Below are 15601 nucleotides of genomic sequence, written 5' to 3' on the forward strand. Positions count from 1 at the left end.
ATGATTGATAAATTGCATAAACAGCCAATTAAAGCCGCAGGAGGAAAACATGGCTAATTACGCAATTTTTGACGAAAAATACTACCTTGCTCAATATCCTTGGGTCAAACCAGCCATTGATGCAGGAGTTATCAAATCGGGACTAGAACACTTTCAAAAATTCGGTGAAGCAGGCGGCTTAACCAAAGTATCGCGGTATTTTGACGAAGCTACTTACCTCGCTGGCAACCCAGACATCGCTGCCTTAGTCCGCACCCCCAACAACCCAAGTGCACCTTTTGCGACCGGACTAGACCACTTTATTCAATATGGTTATGAAGAAGGTCGCACTCGCGTATCTGCTGAGTATGACGAAGCATTTTATCTCGCAAATAACAGACAGTTACAGCCGTTTATTCAGAATGGAACTTTTAAAAACGGCTACCAGCATTTCATTGAATTCGGCATCAAGGACGGTCAGTTTGGGACTTCATTTTTTGAAACAGAATACTTACAAAAATACTCCGATGTTCAGTCGTTTGTCGCATCTGGAGCGTTGAAAACAGGTCGGGAACACTACTTCAATTTCGGCAAAAACGATCCAAGCCGCTCTGCGACTTTTATCGGAAGTTCCGGGAATGACATCATTACCGGTGCTGGGGTGGGGAATACCGAATTAATTGGAGTTGAAGTAGGTTTAGGTACAGGTGGTGCCTTTTCCATCCCCGGCCGAAATTATGAAAGTGACGGCAGTAATGAATTCGATACTCTCACTGGCGGTAGCGGCCGCGATAAATTCGTACTCGGAGACCTTATGCAAGGTACTGGTGGTAAGGGATACAGTTCCCCAACAAAGTTATATATCGGGCCTGGTTTTGCTACAATTCGGAACTTTACCCAAGGTCAGGATAGCATTCAGCTAGCAACAAGCGATATCCTACCTTCATTAGATAACTTCTTGATATTTCCCATCAACAACAATCGAGATTTAGCTATCCAAACGAATGGCTTGTTCGTCTCCCTGACCGATGGAAGTTCGGGAATTAGTAGATTTGACACGATCGCTGTTATTGAAGGCGGCGGAAATCTCAAGTTGAATCTATTACCAGAATCTAGAGCTTCTCTACCTCTACTTGGCTAGAAATCTCGAAGCTATTGAGGATTTGGCTGATTGCTGCTGGGGAGTGCGATCGCACTTTCCTATTCCTGCAACTCGCCAAATCGATCCCCCTAAATCCCCCTTAAAAAGGGGGACTTTGAAGACTCTTCCATGCGCGCCTTATCGAGTTAACGATCGCGCGCTAGCTTCAAAACCTCAACCGTATCTTTGTGACCTTCCGAAGACGCCCAAATTAACGCAGTCCAAGTATTATTATCCTTAGCTTTGATATCAGCTCCTTTATCGATTAAAAATTCCACAACTTGAGTGCGCCCGCTACCTGCAGCACTCATCAAAGCCGTCAAACCAAAATTAGTTCTAGCATTCACATCCGCTCCCGCCTCCAGCAAAAGCTGTACAATCTCGGTATGTCCGGCAGCAGCGGCACTCATTAACGGCGTCCACCCGTCATTATCCTGACTGTTGGGCCCGGCACCTGCCGCCAGCAATTTTTTGACGATCGCCGAATTGCCAGCCTCAGCCGCAGTCGTCAAAGCCGTCGCACCTTCCTCATCTTTGGCATTGATATCTGCACGCTGTTCGATCGCATTTTCTACAGCCGCAATATCACCCGTCTTGACGGCATTAATTAAATCTGTCATAAAATCTCCGTTGCATCCTTTCAAATCTTAAATCCTATGGCAGTAGATATTTTAATCCTCTCCAACGGCCCCGGAGAATTGGCAACTTGGGTGCGTCCTGCCGTGCAAGCTTTGCGCGAGCAATTGGGCAATGCGGGCACTCAAGCGCGCATCTCTGTGGTGCTGTCCCCCTGTCCGCACGCCACCGGGAAAGAAGCACAAATCGCTTGTTCCTACCCAGAAGTTGACAGAGTGCAAGCACCGGAGCATTTTTTTCCATTCTTATTATCTGGCAAAACTGCTGAAAATTGGGATTGGTATAAAACAGGAGTTGTTTTGTTTTTAGGCGGCGATCAATTTTTTACGGTTGTTATTGGCAAAAGACTCAAATATCGCACTGTTATTTATGCTGAATGGGACGCGCGGTGGTATCGCTGGATTGATAAATTTGCGGCGATGAAACCCGAAGTTTTTGCTAAAATTCCCAAAAAATATGCTAATAAATTTACAGTTGTCGGAGATTTAATTGCGGAAGTAGCTCGTTCCCAGGCTGTGCCTGGAAACGCATATCCAGAGGCTCTGCCTCGTACAAAAATAGAATTAATTGGATTGTTGCCCGGTTCTAAAGCCGCCAAATTAGCTTTAGGTGTACCGTTATGTTTGTCGATCGCCCAATCCATCCATCGCCTTCGCCCTGAAACTCGCTTTGTAATTCCCGTTGCTCCTACCATAGATGTGCAAACTCTAGCACGTTTTGCCGACCCCAAGCAAAATCCTTGCCTGCATTTATTTGAGAACGCTAGCGCCGAACTTCATTTAACAGAACGGCCGTTTTTGCAGACAGCAAATAACTTGCAAATAGAACTTTGGAAGCAGACACCCGCCTACGATTTGCTATCAGAATGCAGCCTGTGTTTAACTACTGTGGGAGCGAATACTGCCGAATTGGGTTCGTTAGCTGTACCGATGATTGTTTTGATTCCGACGCAGCAATTGGATGCGATGAAAGCTTGGGACGGATTGCCGGGATTGCTGGCAAATTTGCCGTTAGTCGGTTCAGCTTTTGCGACGGCGATTAATTGGCTAATCTGGCAATTGGGAAAGGGAAAGCTTTATGCTTGGCCGAATATTTGGGCACAGGAAGAGATTGTGCCGGAGTTAATTGGGAAGCTGGAACCGGAAGTAATTGCTCAATTGGCGATCGACTATTTGAGCCATCCTGATAAATTAGCACAAATGGGCGATCGTTTGCGTGCGGTTCGAGGAGAATCGGGGGCGGCGAAAAAAATTGCTGAATTGGTTTGTGAAGAAATTGAGGTGCAATCTAATTCTGATAAGAATTAGATTTTTTATTTTTAACCGCACAGGAACGCGGCTAAACGCCTATTTAATAGATATTAATTGGTGAAAACAGGCAAAAGAAAACTTATTTTCTCTTGCCTGTTTATTATCCCAAAACTGGATTTGAGTTCAAGTTAAGCTCGATCGTGCTTAGCAATCACCCAAACAGCGTGAATGATGCCGGGAATAAAGCCCAAAAACGTGAGAACCAGGTTGATCCAAAAATCAGTACCGATGCCGACAGTCAAAAATACGCCCAGAGGGGGAAGAAAAATTGCAGCGACTATGCGAATGAAATTGTCCATCTCAGTTACTCCAAACGAGTTTTCTCTTTCAATTTAACTTCACTGACTAACCGAACCTTTCCCGAAAAACTTAGGCGGTGCTGCCATAGTGTAGACTTCGGTTTCAGCGGCAATTACCTGTCGTAAGTGACCGGGAACTTGCATCAACCCCAACAGTGTAATTCCGTCCAACATCCGCAACCCGCCAGTTGTTTTCTCGGCGAGTAATTTGTCAGTAGCTTCGGGATCGGGTCGCGTATTTATTTCTTGATTAGAAGCGACGGCAAAACCCCAAGGAGCTCCATAAGTAGAAATAAAGCTGGTGCAGGATTGAACATTGGAGAAAACAGATTTCAGGGTATTTACAATGCGAGCGTGCATTTTCATTTCTGCCGGAGAAACGGGGCCCGCTTGCACTACGAAATATCCGTTAGGTGACATTACGCTGCGAACTTTCTCAAAATACTCCTTGGTAAACAACTGGAAAGATGGGCCTTCTTCAATGGGATCGGACAAGTCAGAAATGACAATATCCCAATCATTGTCAGTTTTATCTAAATAGTCCAAAGCATCGCCGATTACTACTTCGCAGCGGGGGTCATCAAAGGCATTTTGGTGCATTTCTGGCAGGTGTTCGCGGCAAGCTTCTACTACTTCGCCGTCAATGTCGATCATCACGACTTTTTCAACTGTTTTCCAGCGCAGCACTTCTCTAATTGTAGCTCCTTCTCCGCCGCCGAGAACGAGGACTTTTTTGGGTGAACCGTGACAAATCATGGCTGGGTGCACCAGGGGTTCGTGGTACAGAAACTCGTCGCCTGTACAAGATTGCCATTTGCCGTCCAAAACTAAGCCTTTGCCGTAGGTACCGGTCTGAACCACGTACATTTCTTGATAGGCTGTTTTCTTGTAAGCGAGCACCGCGATGATGCCGTGAACGTAAATATCCCAAGGGGTAATGTACTCGCTCATCCAAAAGTCTGCACGAACTTCGCTACCTGACATCAATTACTCTCCAAATATAAACTGCTGTGTCGATGTTGTCACAAGTAGTAGTTCTTAACACAAAATGGTGCGGGTGTGTGAGTACGATCGACACATTGCATTGAGATTTCGGAGGAATGGTATAGTGTGATTGCGTTCTGGGAACTCGTAAGTGGCTTGGTACTTGAGATTGCTTGTGGGCGATCGCCCGCCCAGTCGATCGCACTTTTCCCGTCGCCCCGGAGTCGATCGCACTCGCATTTAATATTTTCGCTTTGCATTGCCGGCGGGTTTTGTACAAAGGTTGTCTAAATGGGGCAATTTTTCGCGCTGGGCCCGCCTTTATAAGTTTGCGATCGCCCTACTGATTTATCAACAATCAGATGAAAAGCCCGCAAATGCGAGTGCGTGGACGAAAAGTCCCCGTCGTTTTCAACCACATTTGTTATTGATAACTTGACATTTTGAATGTATTGTAGATAAGATTTTTATATACAGAAAAATAAACCAAATCTTGAATTTTTATAACAAAATCGCAGAAAATACCGGCGGCTTTGTTATAAACAAATTAAATGTAAAACAAGTCATAATAAAACTTTTATGGGGAGCATCTCATATTTGTAAAAATACTTCTTCTGGCTCCTTCTTTCTGACTCTTTCCCCGCAGCAAGAGAGCCTCGCAGCAAGAGAGCCTCAAAACTCCAATTTCTAGCTTGGTTAAAAAAGTGAGATGCTCCCCTTTTATGACACTATTTTTAGGTTTAAAATAATAGCCGATGGAACCAACAGACTGGAAAAATAGAATCAAAGAGCTGGAAAAGGCAAATCTAATTCTACAAAAAAAACTCGAAACTTCGGAAACCGAACGCACCGAATTAGAAACCCTTAATCAAAAAACAGAATCTTTGCTAAAAACAGTCACTGAGGATTTTAGAGAGTATGAAAAGATTGTAACAGCAAGAATGTCTACACTAGAAAAAGCCCTGGAAAACCAGCAAACAATGCAGCTCAAATTGATCGAAGCCGAAAAAATGTCGGCTTTGGGAATTTTGGTAGCTGGTATCGCCCACGAAATCAACAATCCCGTCAACTTCATCTACGGCAATATTACCTATGTTAATGACTACACTGGCGACATTTTAAAATTGCTCGCCATGTACCAGGATCGGTATCCCGAAACAGATGCAGAGATTGAAGAATTTCTGGAAAAAATTGACATCGACTTTCTGCGCGAAGATTTGTTAAAAACTATTTCGTCAATGAAAGTTGGCTCCGAGCGTATCCGCGAAATTGTGCTAACTTTACGAAACTTTGCGCGGGTAGATGAAGCTGAAAAAAAACCAGTTAATATTCACGAAGGCATTGAGAGTACCTTGTTAATTTTGCAGCATTTAACCAAAGAAAAACCCGGTAATTCCGCTATAAAATTCATTAAAAGTTATGGCTCTTTGCCCAAGGTAGAGTGTTATGCTGGGCAATTAAATCAGGTGTTTATGAACATCATTAATAATGCTGTTGATGCCCTGCGGGAGCGTGAGAAAAAGTCTTCACTGGACGAGAGAGAAGCCAACCCTATCCAGATGAGCATTACTACTTCTATTAATTCCGAAAATTGGGCAAGAATTAGCATCAAAGATAATGGTCTCGGGATGAATGAAGCTGTAAAATCGAAAATTTTTGATCCGTTTTTCACCACCAAACCAGTTGGTCACGGGACGGGTTTGGGATTGTCAATTAGCTATCAGATTGTTGTGGACAAACACGGCGGGAGGTTGGAGTGCATCTCCGCAATTGGAGAAGGGACTGAATTGGTGATCGAGATTCCGATCGCCAATTCCCACAGCTAAGATCGATCGATCGAGCTAAACTGAGGGATAATGAAAACTCCCTTTGACCGCGGCTCCTCCTAGTTTGATGTGCAACCCTATGTCTACTGTCACTTTTGGTTTGTCAACCCCTATAGCGGCAGAGGCCGGGGCATCCTACGGCAGCAGCGAACCGCCACAGCGCCCCACCGTGCAAGCAGAGTGGATCGAGGTATTGGTGGACTCTCCTTTCAGGGTTGCGGGGGACTCCCCTGGGGAGGAAAATAAGTTATTTACCTATCGCTTACCTGCGGAACTTACCGTGCAACCAGGGGATATTTTGAGTGTACCCTTTGGCAGTCAACAGGTAGGGGCGATCGCGATTCGGTTCATTTCTCAACTGCCGCCAGACTTAGATCCCACGCGAGTTAAAGATGTCGAAGATGTTGTCAGTGCGGGTTTTTTCCCACCGACTTACTGGGAATTGCTCGATCGCACTGCCACCTATTATTGCACACCTTTAATTCAAGTAATTAGAGCCTCCCTGCCGCCCGGTTTGTTAAGCCGTTCCGTGCGCCGAATTCGCTTAATTAAGGACGCCATTTCTCCGAATGCCGAAACATTTCTCAATCCCGCCGCTAGTCAAATTTTGCAATTGCTGCAAGCTCAAAAAAACGGCGATTACACTTGGCAATACCTCCAGCGACAAGTCAAGGGAAGTTATCGGGGATTGAAAGATTTATTGAAACGCGGTTGGGTAGAAAGTTATTTAGAACCTCCCAATCCTCCCAAACCACAACTCAAACCGGCAGTGACATTAATTGCTAGTGCATTTGTCACAGATTTAACCAAGCGGCAACAAGAAGTATTGGAAGTTTTGCGGCGTGGCGGCGGTGAAATGTGGATGAACGATTTGCTGAGAATTTGCAGCGCGAGTTCTTCGGTTGTCAAAAATCTGGAACAAAAAGGTAGCGTTGTAATTGACCAAAGGGAAGTTCTCAGGGGCGATCGCGGAATTTCTCAATTGCCCGATGCACCCAAAACTTTAACTCATTTTCAAGCTCAAGCCTTAGCGTTTATTAACTCTTTTTCGGGATTCCGTCAAGTGCTGCTGCACGGCGTTACAGGTTCCGGGAAAACCGAAGTGTATTTGCAGGCGATCGCCCCCATCTTAGCCAGCGGCAAATCCGCCCTCGTACTCGTTCCCGAAATCGGCCTCACACCGCAACTTACAGACAGATTCCGCGCCCGTTTTGGCGAGCAAATTTGCGTGTACCACAGCGCCCTATCCGACGGCGAACGTTACGATACATGGCGTCAGATGCTGACTGGAACCCCGCAAATTGTCATCGGCACGCGATCGGCCATTTTTGCGCCTTTACCTCACCTCGGCTTAATTATCCTCGATGAAGAACACGACAGCAGCTTCAAACAAGACGATCGACCCCCCTGCTACCACGCCCGCACCGTTGCCAAATGGCGCGCCGAATTAGAAAATTGTCCCTTAATTTTAGGTTCCGCAACGCCAGCCTTAGAGACTTTTGTCGGGACGCGCCGAGATTATTACTCGTTACCAAATATCCATTATTTATCATTGCCCGATCGCATTTATTCCCGACCGATGCCGCCTGTGGAAATAGTCGATATGCGCCAAGAATTGCGACAAGGAAACCGCTCAATTTTTAGTGCTTCCCTGCAAAATGCCCTGGAACAATTGCAAGCAAGACAACAGCAAGGTATCCTGTTTATTCACAGAAGAGGACACAGTACCTTTGTCTCTTGTCGGAGTTGCGGCTATGTGATGGAATGCCCGAATTGCGATGTTTCCCTGTCTTATCACCACGTCGGCGAAGGAACAGCAGAAATATTGCGCTGTCACTACTGCAATCACACGGAACGACACCCCCAAAACTGCCCGGAATGCAGTTCTCCTTACTTCAAAAACTTTGGCAGTGGCACTCAGCGAGTCGAACAGGAATTAACGAGATTGTTTCCAGAATTGCGGGCAATTCGGTTTGACAGCGATACGACTAGAAATAAGGGCGACCACCGCAGATTGTTAACACAGTTTGCTAATGGGGAAGCAGACATTTTGTTGGGTACGCAAATGCTGACGAAAGGGTTAGATTTAGCTGGAGTAACATTGGTGGGAGTTGTGTCTGCTGACGGGTTGCTGAACTTATCCGATTATCGGGCAAGCGAACGAGCTTTTCAAACATTAACTCAAGTCGCGGGCCGTGCGGGCAGAGGTGACGATCCGGGGCGGGTAATTATTCAAACTTACACTCCCGAACACCGGGTTATTCAAGCAGTTAGGCGGCACGAATATGCGGGTTTTGTGGAAACAGAATTAGCAGAAAGAGCGGCGCTGAATTATCCACCTTCGGGGCGGCTGATTTTGTTGCGGTTGAGCAGTGTAGATGCGGCGGAAGTTGCGGTGACGGCGGTACAATTGGCGTCTGTTTGTCAGGAGTATATTCAGCGATTGTCTGTACCGGGATGTGAGTTGTTGGGGCCTGCACCTGCGGCGATTATGCGGGTGGCAAATCGCTATCGGTGGCAGATTTTGCTGAAGTTGCCTTTGGATGAGTCGGTGGATTTGTCGGATTTGATCGGGTTGCGCGATCGTACGCCGCGTTCTGTTAGTTTAACTATTGATGTCGATCCCTTGAATTTTGGTTGATTGGTGGGGTTATATGCGATCGTAGGGGCGGGTTTCACCTACCATCTAGAGGAGGAAACCAACAATATAATAAACCCGCCCCCACCCAACGACAAATCGGAATTTACATTTTTTGAATGATCTCGAAAATCAGGTTAAATTGGGTTATGGGTTGGGTGGGGGCGGGTTTTTGTAGATTGTTTGTCAGCCTCAAATATAGTTGGTAAAACCCGCCCCTACAGGCCATCGTCGAGGGGGTTTCACCAACCATCTCTGTGACAAACCAACAATCTAATAAACCCGCCCCCGCCCAACGAACAAATGTTTTATGGGGACAAAATTATGAAATACGATCGCAACAAACACCACCGCCGCTCAATTCGCCTGCCAGGATATGATTATAGGACTCCCGGCGCGTATTTTATCACTATTTGCAGTTGGCAGCGCGAATGTTTATTCGGCGAAGTTATTAATGATAAAATGCAATTGAGTCCCTATGGTAAAACTGTTTTCTTCAATTGGAGCATTCTTCCAAAACGTTACCAAAACTTAGCATTAGACAATTTTATTGTGATGCCAAATCACGTACATGGAATTATTGTTTTGAAAGGCAGCCCAGAAACAAATTATACAGAATCCGATAAATTTGGGCTGAGAAAATCAAAAATCCATCCTTTGTCGGAAATTGTGCGGGGTTTGAAAACATCTTCAGCGCGGCGAATTAACCAAATTCGATATGTGAGTGGCGTATCGGTATGGCAGCGAGGTTATTACGAACATATCATACGCAATGAAGAATCATTATTTGCCATTCGCGAATATATCATTAATAATCCTTTGTTGTGGGGAAAAGATGAATTGTCTCCTCATAATTCAGTCAAAATTAATGAATCTAGTCCATTGGCGATCGAATGGAATGGTAAATCTTATATACAGTCGATCGTCCTGTAATATTATGTCGATGGATTTGTAGGGGCGGGTTTCACCAACCCTCTATGCCTAAAAAAAACAATATAATAAACCCGCCCCGCCCAACGGTAAATCCGAATCTACATTTTTTTTATGCGATCGAACATCAGGTTAATCTGGGTTATTGGTAGGGTGGGGGCGGGTTTTTATAGATTGTTTGTATTCATCAAATATTGTTGGTAAAACCCGCCCCTACAGGCATAATAAATTATCGGAATTTATTCACTAAAATTATCCCAAATCGAGAGATTTGTAGGGGCGGGTTTCACCAACAATATTTGCCTAAAATCCATAATCTCGTAAACCCGCCCCCACCCAACGGTAAATCGCAATCTACCTATTTCAAGGTACAAAGGGCGGGTTTACAATATTTTTGGTTTTTAAACCAAAAATATTGTAAACCCGCCCCTAGGAGCCTAATAAATTATCGGAAATCAAACAATCTCGATCGACCTACACCTACCAACTAAGGCAAATCCGTGCTCCCCATCAGATAAAGGTCGCACTCCCGGGCAACGCCGCGCCCTTCGTTAATTGCCCAAACCACCAAACTTTGTCCCCGGCGACAGTCCCCAGCCGCGAAAACTCCCGGAATGCTGGTTGTATATTTTTCGTGATCCGCTTTCACGTTGCTGCGGGCGTCCCGTTCCAATCCCAAGTCATCCAGCAAGGGCTGTTCCGGGCCGAGGAAGCCCATCGCTAGCAACACAAGCTGTGCAGGCAACACTTTTTCGGTGCCCGGGATGTGTTTCGGAATGAACTGCCCTTTCTCGTTTTTCGCCCACTCCACCTCAACGGTGTGCACAGCTTTGACATTGCCGTTTTCGTCGCCCTCGAACTTTGTCGCCGTGGTGAGATAGCCGCGGGGGTCGTCGCCGAATTTGGCTGCTGCTTCTTCTTGGCCGTAGTCGAGGCGGTAGACTTTCGGCCATTCCGGCCAGGGATTGTTGGCCGCCCGTTCCGAGGGCGGTTTGGGGAGGATTTCTAGCTGTACCAGGCTTTTGCAGCCGTGGCGAATGGAGGTGCCCACGCAGTCGGTGCCGGTGTCGCCGCCGCCGATAATCACGATATCTTTGCCTTCGGCGGAGATGAAGTTATCGTTGGTGCTCTTGTCGAGAACTGCTTTGGTGTTGGCTGTCAGGAAGTCCATTGCGAAGTGGATGCCTTTTAATTCCCGGCCGGGGATGCCCAAGTCGCGGGGTTTGGTGGCGCCGGTACATAGCACAACGGAGTCGTATTCTTTTAGCAGTTGTTCTGCTGGTAAGTCTTTGCCGACTTCGGTGTTGCAAACGAATGTCACGCCTTCGTCTTCGAGGACTTTGAGGCGGCGCATCACGACTTGTTCTTTGTCTAGCTTCATGTTGGGGATGCCATACATTAGCAGGCCGCCTGGTCGATCGGCTCTTTCGTATACTGTTACCCAATGACCGGCTTTGTTGAGTTGCGCGGCGGCGGACAAACCGGCGGGCCCGGAACCGATGACGGCGATTTTTTTGCCGGTGCGTTTGGCCGGTGGTTCGGCGGTAATCCAGCCTTCATCCCAGCCTTTATCGATAATTGCGGCTTCGATGTTTTTAATCGTGACCGGCGGGTTGTTGATGCCGAGCACGCAAGCGCCTTCGCAGGGTGCGGGACAGACGCGGCCGGTGAATTCAGGGAAGTTGTTCGTTTTGTGGAGTCTGTCTAGGGCTTCTTTCCACAGTCCGCGATATACTAGGTCGTTCCATTCGGGGATGAGGTTGTTAATGGGGCAGCCGCTTGCCATGCCGCTGATAATTGTGCCCGTGTGGCAAAACGGAATACCGCAGTCCATGCAGCGCGCGCCTTGGGTGCGGAGTTTATCCTCCTCCATCGGTAGGTGAAATTCGTCCCAGTTGTGGACTCTCTCGACTGGTGAGAGTTCGGAGGGCAGTTCGCGCAAGAATTCGATAAAGCCTGTTGGTTTTCCCATAGTGGTGTTTTGGTTAGAATTTACTATTCTGTCAGTTTCTCAAAGCTGAAGCTGGCGGGCTTCTGAACTAACTATTGTCATATAAATTGTGGGCGATCGCAGTTCAGATTGAGCAATTCCTACCTGAAATCTTCAATATCGCCGGGAATCGGGGAATTGTCGGCAGCCGTAAAATATCGATCGACAGCAAAGAAACCGGGTTTTTTACGGGGATTAAAGGTTTTAAAGGTGATGATGCAGTATTTTCGTCCATCAAACCCGGTTTCTGCGTAATTTCAGCATTGCTTATTCTCGGACGATCGCCCGTCACCGATACAGCCACATCTCGAAACGCTCACGGGTTAACTCTTCCGACTCTTAGCGTCAACTTTCAAGCGCAGTCCCATCAGGAGGGCATCGAGATCCTATATAAAAAGTTACAGACCTTGCAAAATATTATTTTCAGGATATACTACTGTAAATCTGTCAGATAAGTGGGGTTTATGTTTTAAACTCCTAAAATAGGTAAATAAACTCATGAGCATTACAGTTCAGAACGTATCGAAACACTTCGGCTCATTTCACGCAATTGACAACGTGAATTTGGAAATTAAAAGTGGCTCTTTAGTCGCGCTGTTGGGGCCTTCGGGTTCCGGGAAATCGACTCTGCTGAGGATGATTGCCGGACTCGAACCGCCGGACACGGGTCATATTTACCTGATCGGCGAGGATGCTACTCAGCAGTCGGTGCAGGAACGGCATATTGGTTTTGTGTTTCAGCACTATGCTTTGTTCAAACACATGACTATTAAGAAAAATATTGCTTTTGCGATGGAAATTCGCAAAGTTGCTAAAAACTCTATTAGCAGGCGGGTTGATGAACTTTTGGAGTTAGTGCAGTTGACAGGTTTGGGCGATCGCTATCCTTCGCAACTTTCCGGGGGCCAGCGGCAGCGGGTGGCTTTGGCGAGAGCTCTAGCAGTTCAACCGAAAGTGCTGCTGCTAGACGAACCTTTTGGAGCATTAGATGCTAAAGTCCGCAAAGAATTGCGATCGTGGCTGCACAACCTTCACAAAGAAGTTAATATCACCACAGTTTTTGTGACTCACGACCAAGAAGAAGCTATGGAAGTAGCCGATGAAATTGTGGTAATGAACAAAGGCAGAGTCGAACAAGTTGGCACTCCTGCTGAAATTTATGACAAACCGGCATCAGCTTTTGTGATGAGTTTTATTGGGCCGGTCAATGTGCTGCCGAATACTGCGGGTTTGTTCGCCAGCAACGGCACAACGGCTCACAAGAACGGAGCAGCTCATTCTGAAGTAGTGTTTTTGCGCCCCCACGATGTGGAAATTCAAACTAAGCCGCAGTCTGGTTTTGCATTAGCAAAAGTCAGCCGCATCATTCATTTAGGGCGGGAAATTCAAACCGAGTTAGTGTTAGAATCGGAGCAGGTAGTAACAGCTTACGTGAGTCGCGAGCGCTTCGATTCTCTACAGTTAACGCGAGATCAGCAGGTTTACGTCAAGCCCAAACACGCGATGACTTTCCCTGTTTATTCAATTTAAATCAGCGGCTGCATCTTACTCAAAATACTATCGGGGAGCTTTTACAAAACACTGCTGCCACATCGTTACCAGGCTCGTGCCTGGTAATGCTGTCTCGTGGCTCTAAATCGGAGGCAGAGCCTCCTGAAATTCAGTCCCAGGCAGAGCCTGGGAAGGGGAAAAACGAGAAATCTCAGGCAGAGCCTGGGAGGTCGGTACAGTATAGGGGTTTGACAAAAGTGGGCGAGCATGATCAATGAATTGAGGAGCTTGTTAACTCCTAACAATCAGGAAAAATAAAAAAACCCTATGCGTCCTCCCTTATGGCATCCTCCAATTGAACTATCAGACCATGAAGCGTTGATTATCAAACGCATTAAACGAGCTAAGCTATTCACCTTTCTGCGACTTAACCGTTTATTCATCTTTAATGATGAGTTCCAAGAAGAACTCGCTACCATCTTTAAAGACAGCACCGTAGGTAATAGCCCAGTGCCTCCGGCACAAATTGCCTTAGCAATTATTCTGCAAGCCTATCTAGGGATTTCTGATGATGAAGTGATTGAAGAAATGAGTCGTGGCTCAACGTTGGCAGTTATACCAATTTTAAAAAAGAATGCAACAGTATTCTTGTCCCCCCCCTTAGCAAGGGGGGGCTAGGGGGGGTCGAAGAGTGTTGCACGATTTTAGAGAAATGGTATTAGTTCTCGATTGCCTTAATTGTGAAACTCCCCCTTTCAGCAAACCGACTTTAATTAGATTCAGAAATCGCTTAATTAAAAAAGAATTAGACCAACGTTTAATTGACCGCACCGTAGAAATTGCCAACCAAAAAGGTGGGTTTGGCTCATCTCAACTCAAAGCGGCTTTAGATTCTTCCCCGTTATGGGGAGCTGGTAAAGTCGAAGATACATATAATCTATTGGGTCATGCTTTGCGTAAAGCAGTGAGTGTGATAGCTGCTGGACAGGGGCGGGAGCCAGCAGAAATTGCCGAGTTAGCTGGTGCGACAATTCTCAATAGTTCCAGCTTAAAAACAGCCTTATACTTAAACTGGGATGACCCAGGAGAGCGTAAAAATGCACTATTAATCATTCTAAACAGCTTATGTTCTGTAGAAGAATGGATGCAAAGCCAGCCTGATTGTGATGAGTTTGAAGTCGCTAAAGAGACTCTGGATGTTGCCCGAGTGATTGAATCTCAAAATGTAACTTTCGACTCTCAAGGCGTTCCGAGTTTAAGTAAAGGAGTGGCAAAAGACCGTCGCATTTCTATTGAAGACCCAGATATAGCAATCCTAAATCATTATCAAGACTATGATACAATTATATGCAATACTTGATTGTGCCCATAAAAAAATGAATAACTTACAACTGCCACAAAAAGATAGGGAAAAAGAAATAGCTTTTTTAGAATCTTTCATTAAAAGCGATATCGATGCCAGAGAACTAAAACGAGCAATAGCTGTAAAAATGGCGCTCTCAGGTAATATCTACCATGCAATCAGCAAGATTTTAGGTGTAAGTAAATTTTTTATTGGTTATTGGAAAAAACAATTTAAAACCAAAGGCATCGCCGGAATCAAACTAGGACATAAAAGGTCAAAAGGGTATTTAACAGCTCTACAAAATACTGAAGTAATCGAGTGGTTAAAGAATAAAGAATATTGGAATTTAGATGAGCTGGTTACTTATTTAGCTCAATAATTTGGTGTGATATATAAATCAAAACAGAGTTAGTATGAACTTTTCGACCGGGCAAAAATTAGTTGGAAAAAACTCAAAAAACAAATCCTAAATTTGATAAATAACTGGTAAAAAAGACGGAAGAAATTAACGATATTTTATTTAAAAACAAGGCTGGTATAGAATGTGGAGAAATAATAGTATTATTTTTAGATGAATGTCATCTACTTCATGGTGATCTAACTGGTTATGTTTGGGGTCAATCTAAAATCATAATTCAAGTTCCAATTACCAATGAAAAAGATAGACAAACTTATTTTGGTGCACTCAATTATCAAAGCAAATAATTCCATATTCAGAGCCATCCATCGGGTAATGGAAAATCAACATTTACATTCATGAAATCCTTACAAAATAAATATAAAAATCGCAATATTATCTTGATTTGGGATGGAGCTATTTATCATAAATATGGGGAATTTAGAGACTTTTTATTATAACTAAATGGTGACAAAGAACCTGAGAATTGGTCAATTACTTGTATTTTATTTGCTCCCAATGCGGACCAAAAGAATCCCGTTGAACATATTTGGTTACGTAAGGATTCAGGTCTAAACCAGGGGTATTAAAGAGGGGGTCTGCACAGCAGGATTAACCCTCGCTTTGATAGCTTG

General features: G+C 45.3%; 15 protein-coding genes. 10 read left to right on the top strand and 5 right to left on the bottom strand.

What is annotated here, in order from left to right; genetic code table 11:
* Positions 1 to 49: 49 nt before the first annotated feature.
* Positions 50 to 1120, top strand: coding sequence for a calcium-binding protein (locus QUA43_RS06290; RefSeq protein WP_333371990.1), 1071 nt, complete (start codon positions 50 to 52; stop codon positions 1118 to 1120).
* A gap of 146 nt (positions 1121 to 1266) precedes the next feature.
* Here QUA43_RS06290 and QUA43_RS06295 read toward each other — a convergent pair whose 3' ends face one another.
* Positions 1267 to 1740, bottom strand: coding sequence for an ankyrin repeat domain-containing protein (locus tag QUA43_RS06295; protein ID WP_333371992.1), 474 nt, complete (start codon positions 1738 to 1740; stop codon positions 1267 to 1269).
* Positions 1741 to 1776: 36 nt separating this feature from the next.
* On the opposite strand from QUA43_RS06295, the gene QUA43_RS06300 reads away from it, so the two are divergent.
* On the top strand, positions 1777 to 3063 hold the full coding sequence (locus QUA43_RS06300) for a lipid-A-disaccharide synthase (protein ID WP_333371994.1): 1287 nt from the start codon (positions 1777 to 1779) through the stop codon (positions 3061 to 3063).
* Positions 3064 to 3194: 131 nt separating this feature from the next.
* Here QUA43_RS06300 and QUA43_RS06305 read toward each other — a convergent pair whose 3' ends face one another.
* The 3 genes from QUA43_RS06305 to QUA43_RS06315 are packed head-to-tail and all read right to left on the bottom strand — an operon-like array spanning position 3195 to position 4629.
* On the bottom strand, positions 3195 to 3365 hold the full coding sequence (locus QUA43_RS06305; protein WP_333371996.1) for a YqaE/Pmp3 family membrane protein: 171 nt from the start codon (positions 3363 to 3365) through the stop codon (positions 3195 to 3197).
* A gap of 39 nt (positions 3366 to 3404) precedes the next feature.
* Positions 3405 to 4349 (bottom strand): fused MFS/spermidine synthase, encoded by a 945-nt coding sequence (locus tag QUA43_RS06310; protein ID WP_333371998.1) that lies wholly within the window; start codon positions 4347 to 4349, stop codon positions 3405 to 3407.
* Entirely contained in the window at positions 4339 to 4629 is a 291-nt protein-coding gene (locus QUA43_RS06315; RefSeq protein ID WP_333372000.1) for a hypothetical protein, read from the bottom strand. The genes QUA43_RS06310 and QUA43_RS06315 overlap by 11 nt, the downstream gene beginning before the upstream one ends.
* A 475-nt stretch (positions 4630 to 5104) precedes the next feature.
* Between QUA43_RS06315 and QUA43_RS06320 the strand changes: the two genes are divergently transcribed.
* The 3 genes from QUA43_RS06320 to QUA43_RS06330 all read left to right on the top strand — a co-directional run bounded on the left by QUA43_RS06320 (position 5105) and on the right by QUA43_RS06330 (position 9746).
* A complete protein-coding gene (locus QUA43_RS06320; protein ID WP_333372002.1) occupies positions 5105 to 6175 on the top strand; it encodes an ATP-binding protein in 1071 nt (356 codons plus the stop codon).
* Between the two features lie 79 nt (positions 6176 to 6254).
* Positions 6255 to 8816, top strand: coding sequence for a primosomal protein N' (priA, locus tag QUA43_RS06325; RefSeq protein WP_333372004.1), 2562 nt, complete (start codon positions 6255 to 6257; stop codon positions 8814 to 8816).
* A 321-nt stretch (positions 8817 to 9137) separates the two neighbouring features.
* Positions 9138 to 9746 carry a transposase gene (locus tag QUA43_RS06330; RefSeq protein WP_333372006.1) on the top strand — a complete coding sequence of 203 codons (609 nt, stop codon included), beginning with the start codon at positions 9138 to 9140 and terminating at the stop codon, positions 9744 to 9746.
* Positions 9747 to 10230: 484 nt separating this feature from the next.
* Here QUA43_RS06330 and gltD read toward each other — a convergent pair whose 3' ends face one another.
* Positions 10231 to 11715 (bottom strand): glutamate synthase small subunit, encoded by a 1485-nt coding sequence (gene gltD / locus QUA43_RS06335; protein WP_333372008.1) that lies wholly within the window; start codon positions 11713 to 11715, stop codon positions 10231 to 10233.
* A gap of 74 nt (positions 11716 to 11789) precedes the next feature.
* Between gltD and QUA43_RS06340 the strand changes: the two genes are divergently transcribed.
* The 5 genes from QUA43_RS06340 (at position 11790) to QUA43_RS06360 (ending at position 14948) form a co-directional block, all read left to right on the top strand.
* Positions 11790 to 12188 carry a hypothetical protein gene (locus tag QUA43_RS06340; RefSeq protein WP_333372010.1) on the top strand — a complete coding sequence of 133 codons (399 nt, stop codon included), beginning with the start codon at positions 11790 to 11792 and terminating at the stop codon, positions 12186 to 12188.
* Positions 12189 to 12231: 43 nt separating this feature from the next.
* Positions 12232 to 13263 carry a sulfate/molybdate ABC transporter ATP-binding protein gene (locus QUA43_RS06345; protein WP_333372012.1) on the top strand — a complete coding sequence of 344 codons (1032 nt, stop codon included), beginning with the start codon at positions 12232 to 12234 and terminating at the stop codon, positions 13261 to 13263.
* Positions 13264 to 13551: 288 nt separating this feature from the next.
* On the top strand, positions 13552 to 13902 hold the full coding sequence (locus QUA43_RS06350) for a hypothetical protein (protein ID WP_333372014.1): 351 nt from the start codon (positions 13552 to 13554) through the stop codon (positions 13900 to 13902).
* 34 nt (positions 13903 to 13936) lie between these two features.
* Positions 13937 to 14584, top strand: coding sequence for a hypothetical protein (locus QUA43_RS06355; RefSeq protein ID WP_333372016.1), 648 nt, complete (start codon positions 13937 to 13939; stop codon positions 14582 to 14584).
* Between the two features lie 16 nt (positions 14585 to 14600).
* Positions 14601 to 14948 (top strand): helix-turn-helix domain-containing protein, encoded by a 348-nt coding sequence (locus QUA43_RS06360; protein WP_333372018.1) that lies wholly within the window; start codon positions 14601 to 14603, stop codon positions 14946 to 14948.
* The last annotated feature ends 653 nt before the right edge of the window (positions 14949 to 15601 follow it).

This window comes from Microcoleus sp. N9_B4, assembly GCF_036701635.1.
Lineage (GTDB): Bacteria > Cyanobacteriota > Cyanobacteriia > Cyanobacteriales > Microcoleaceae > Microcoleus.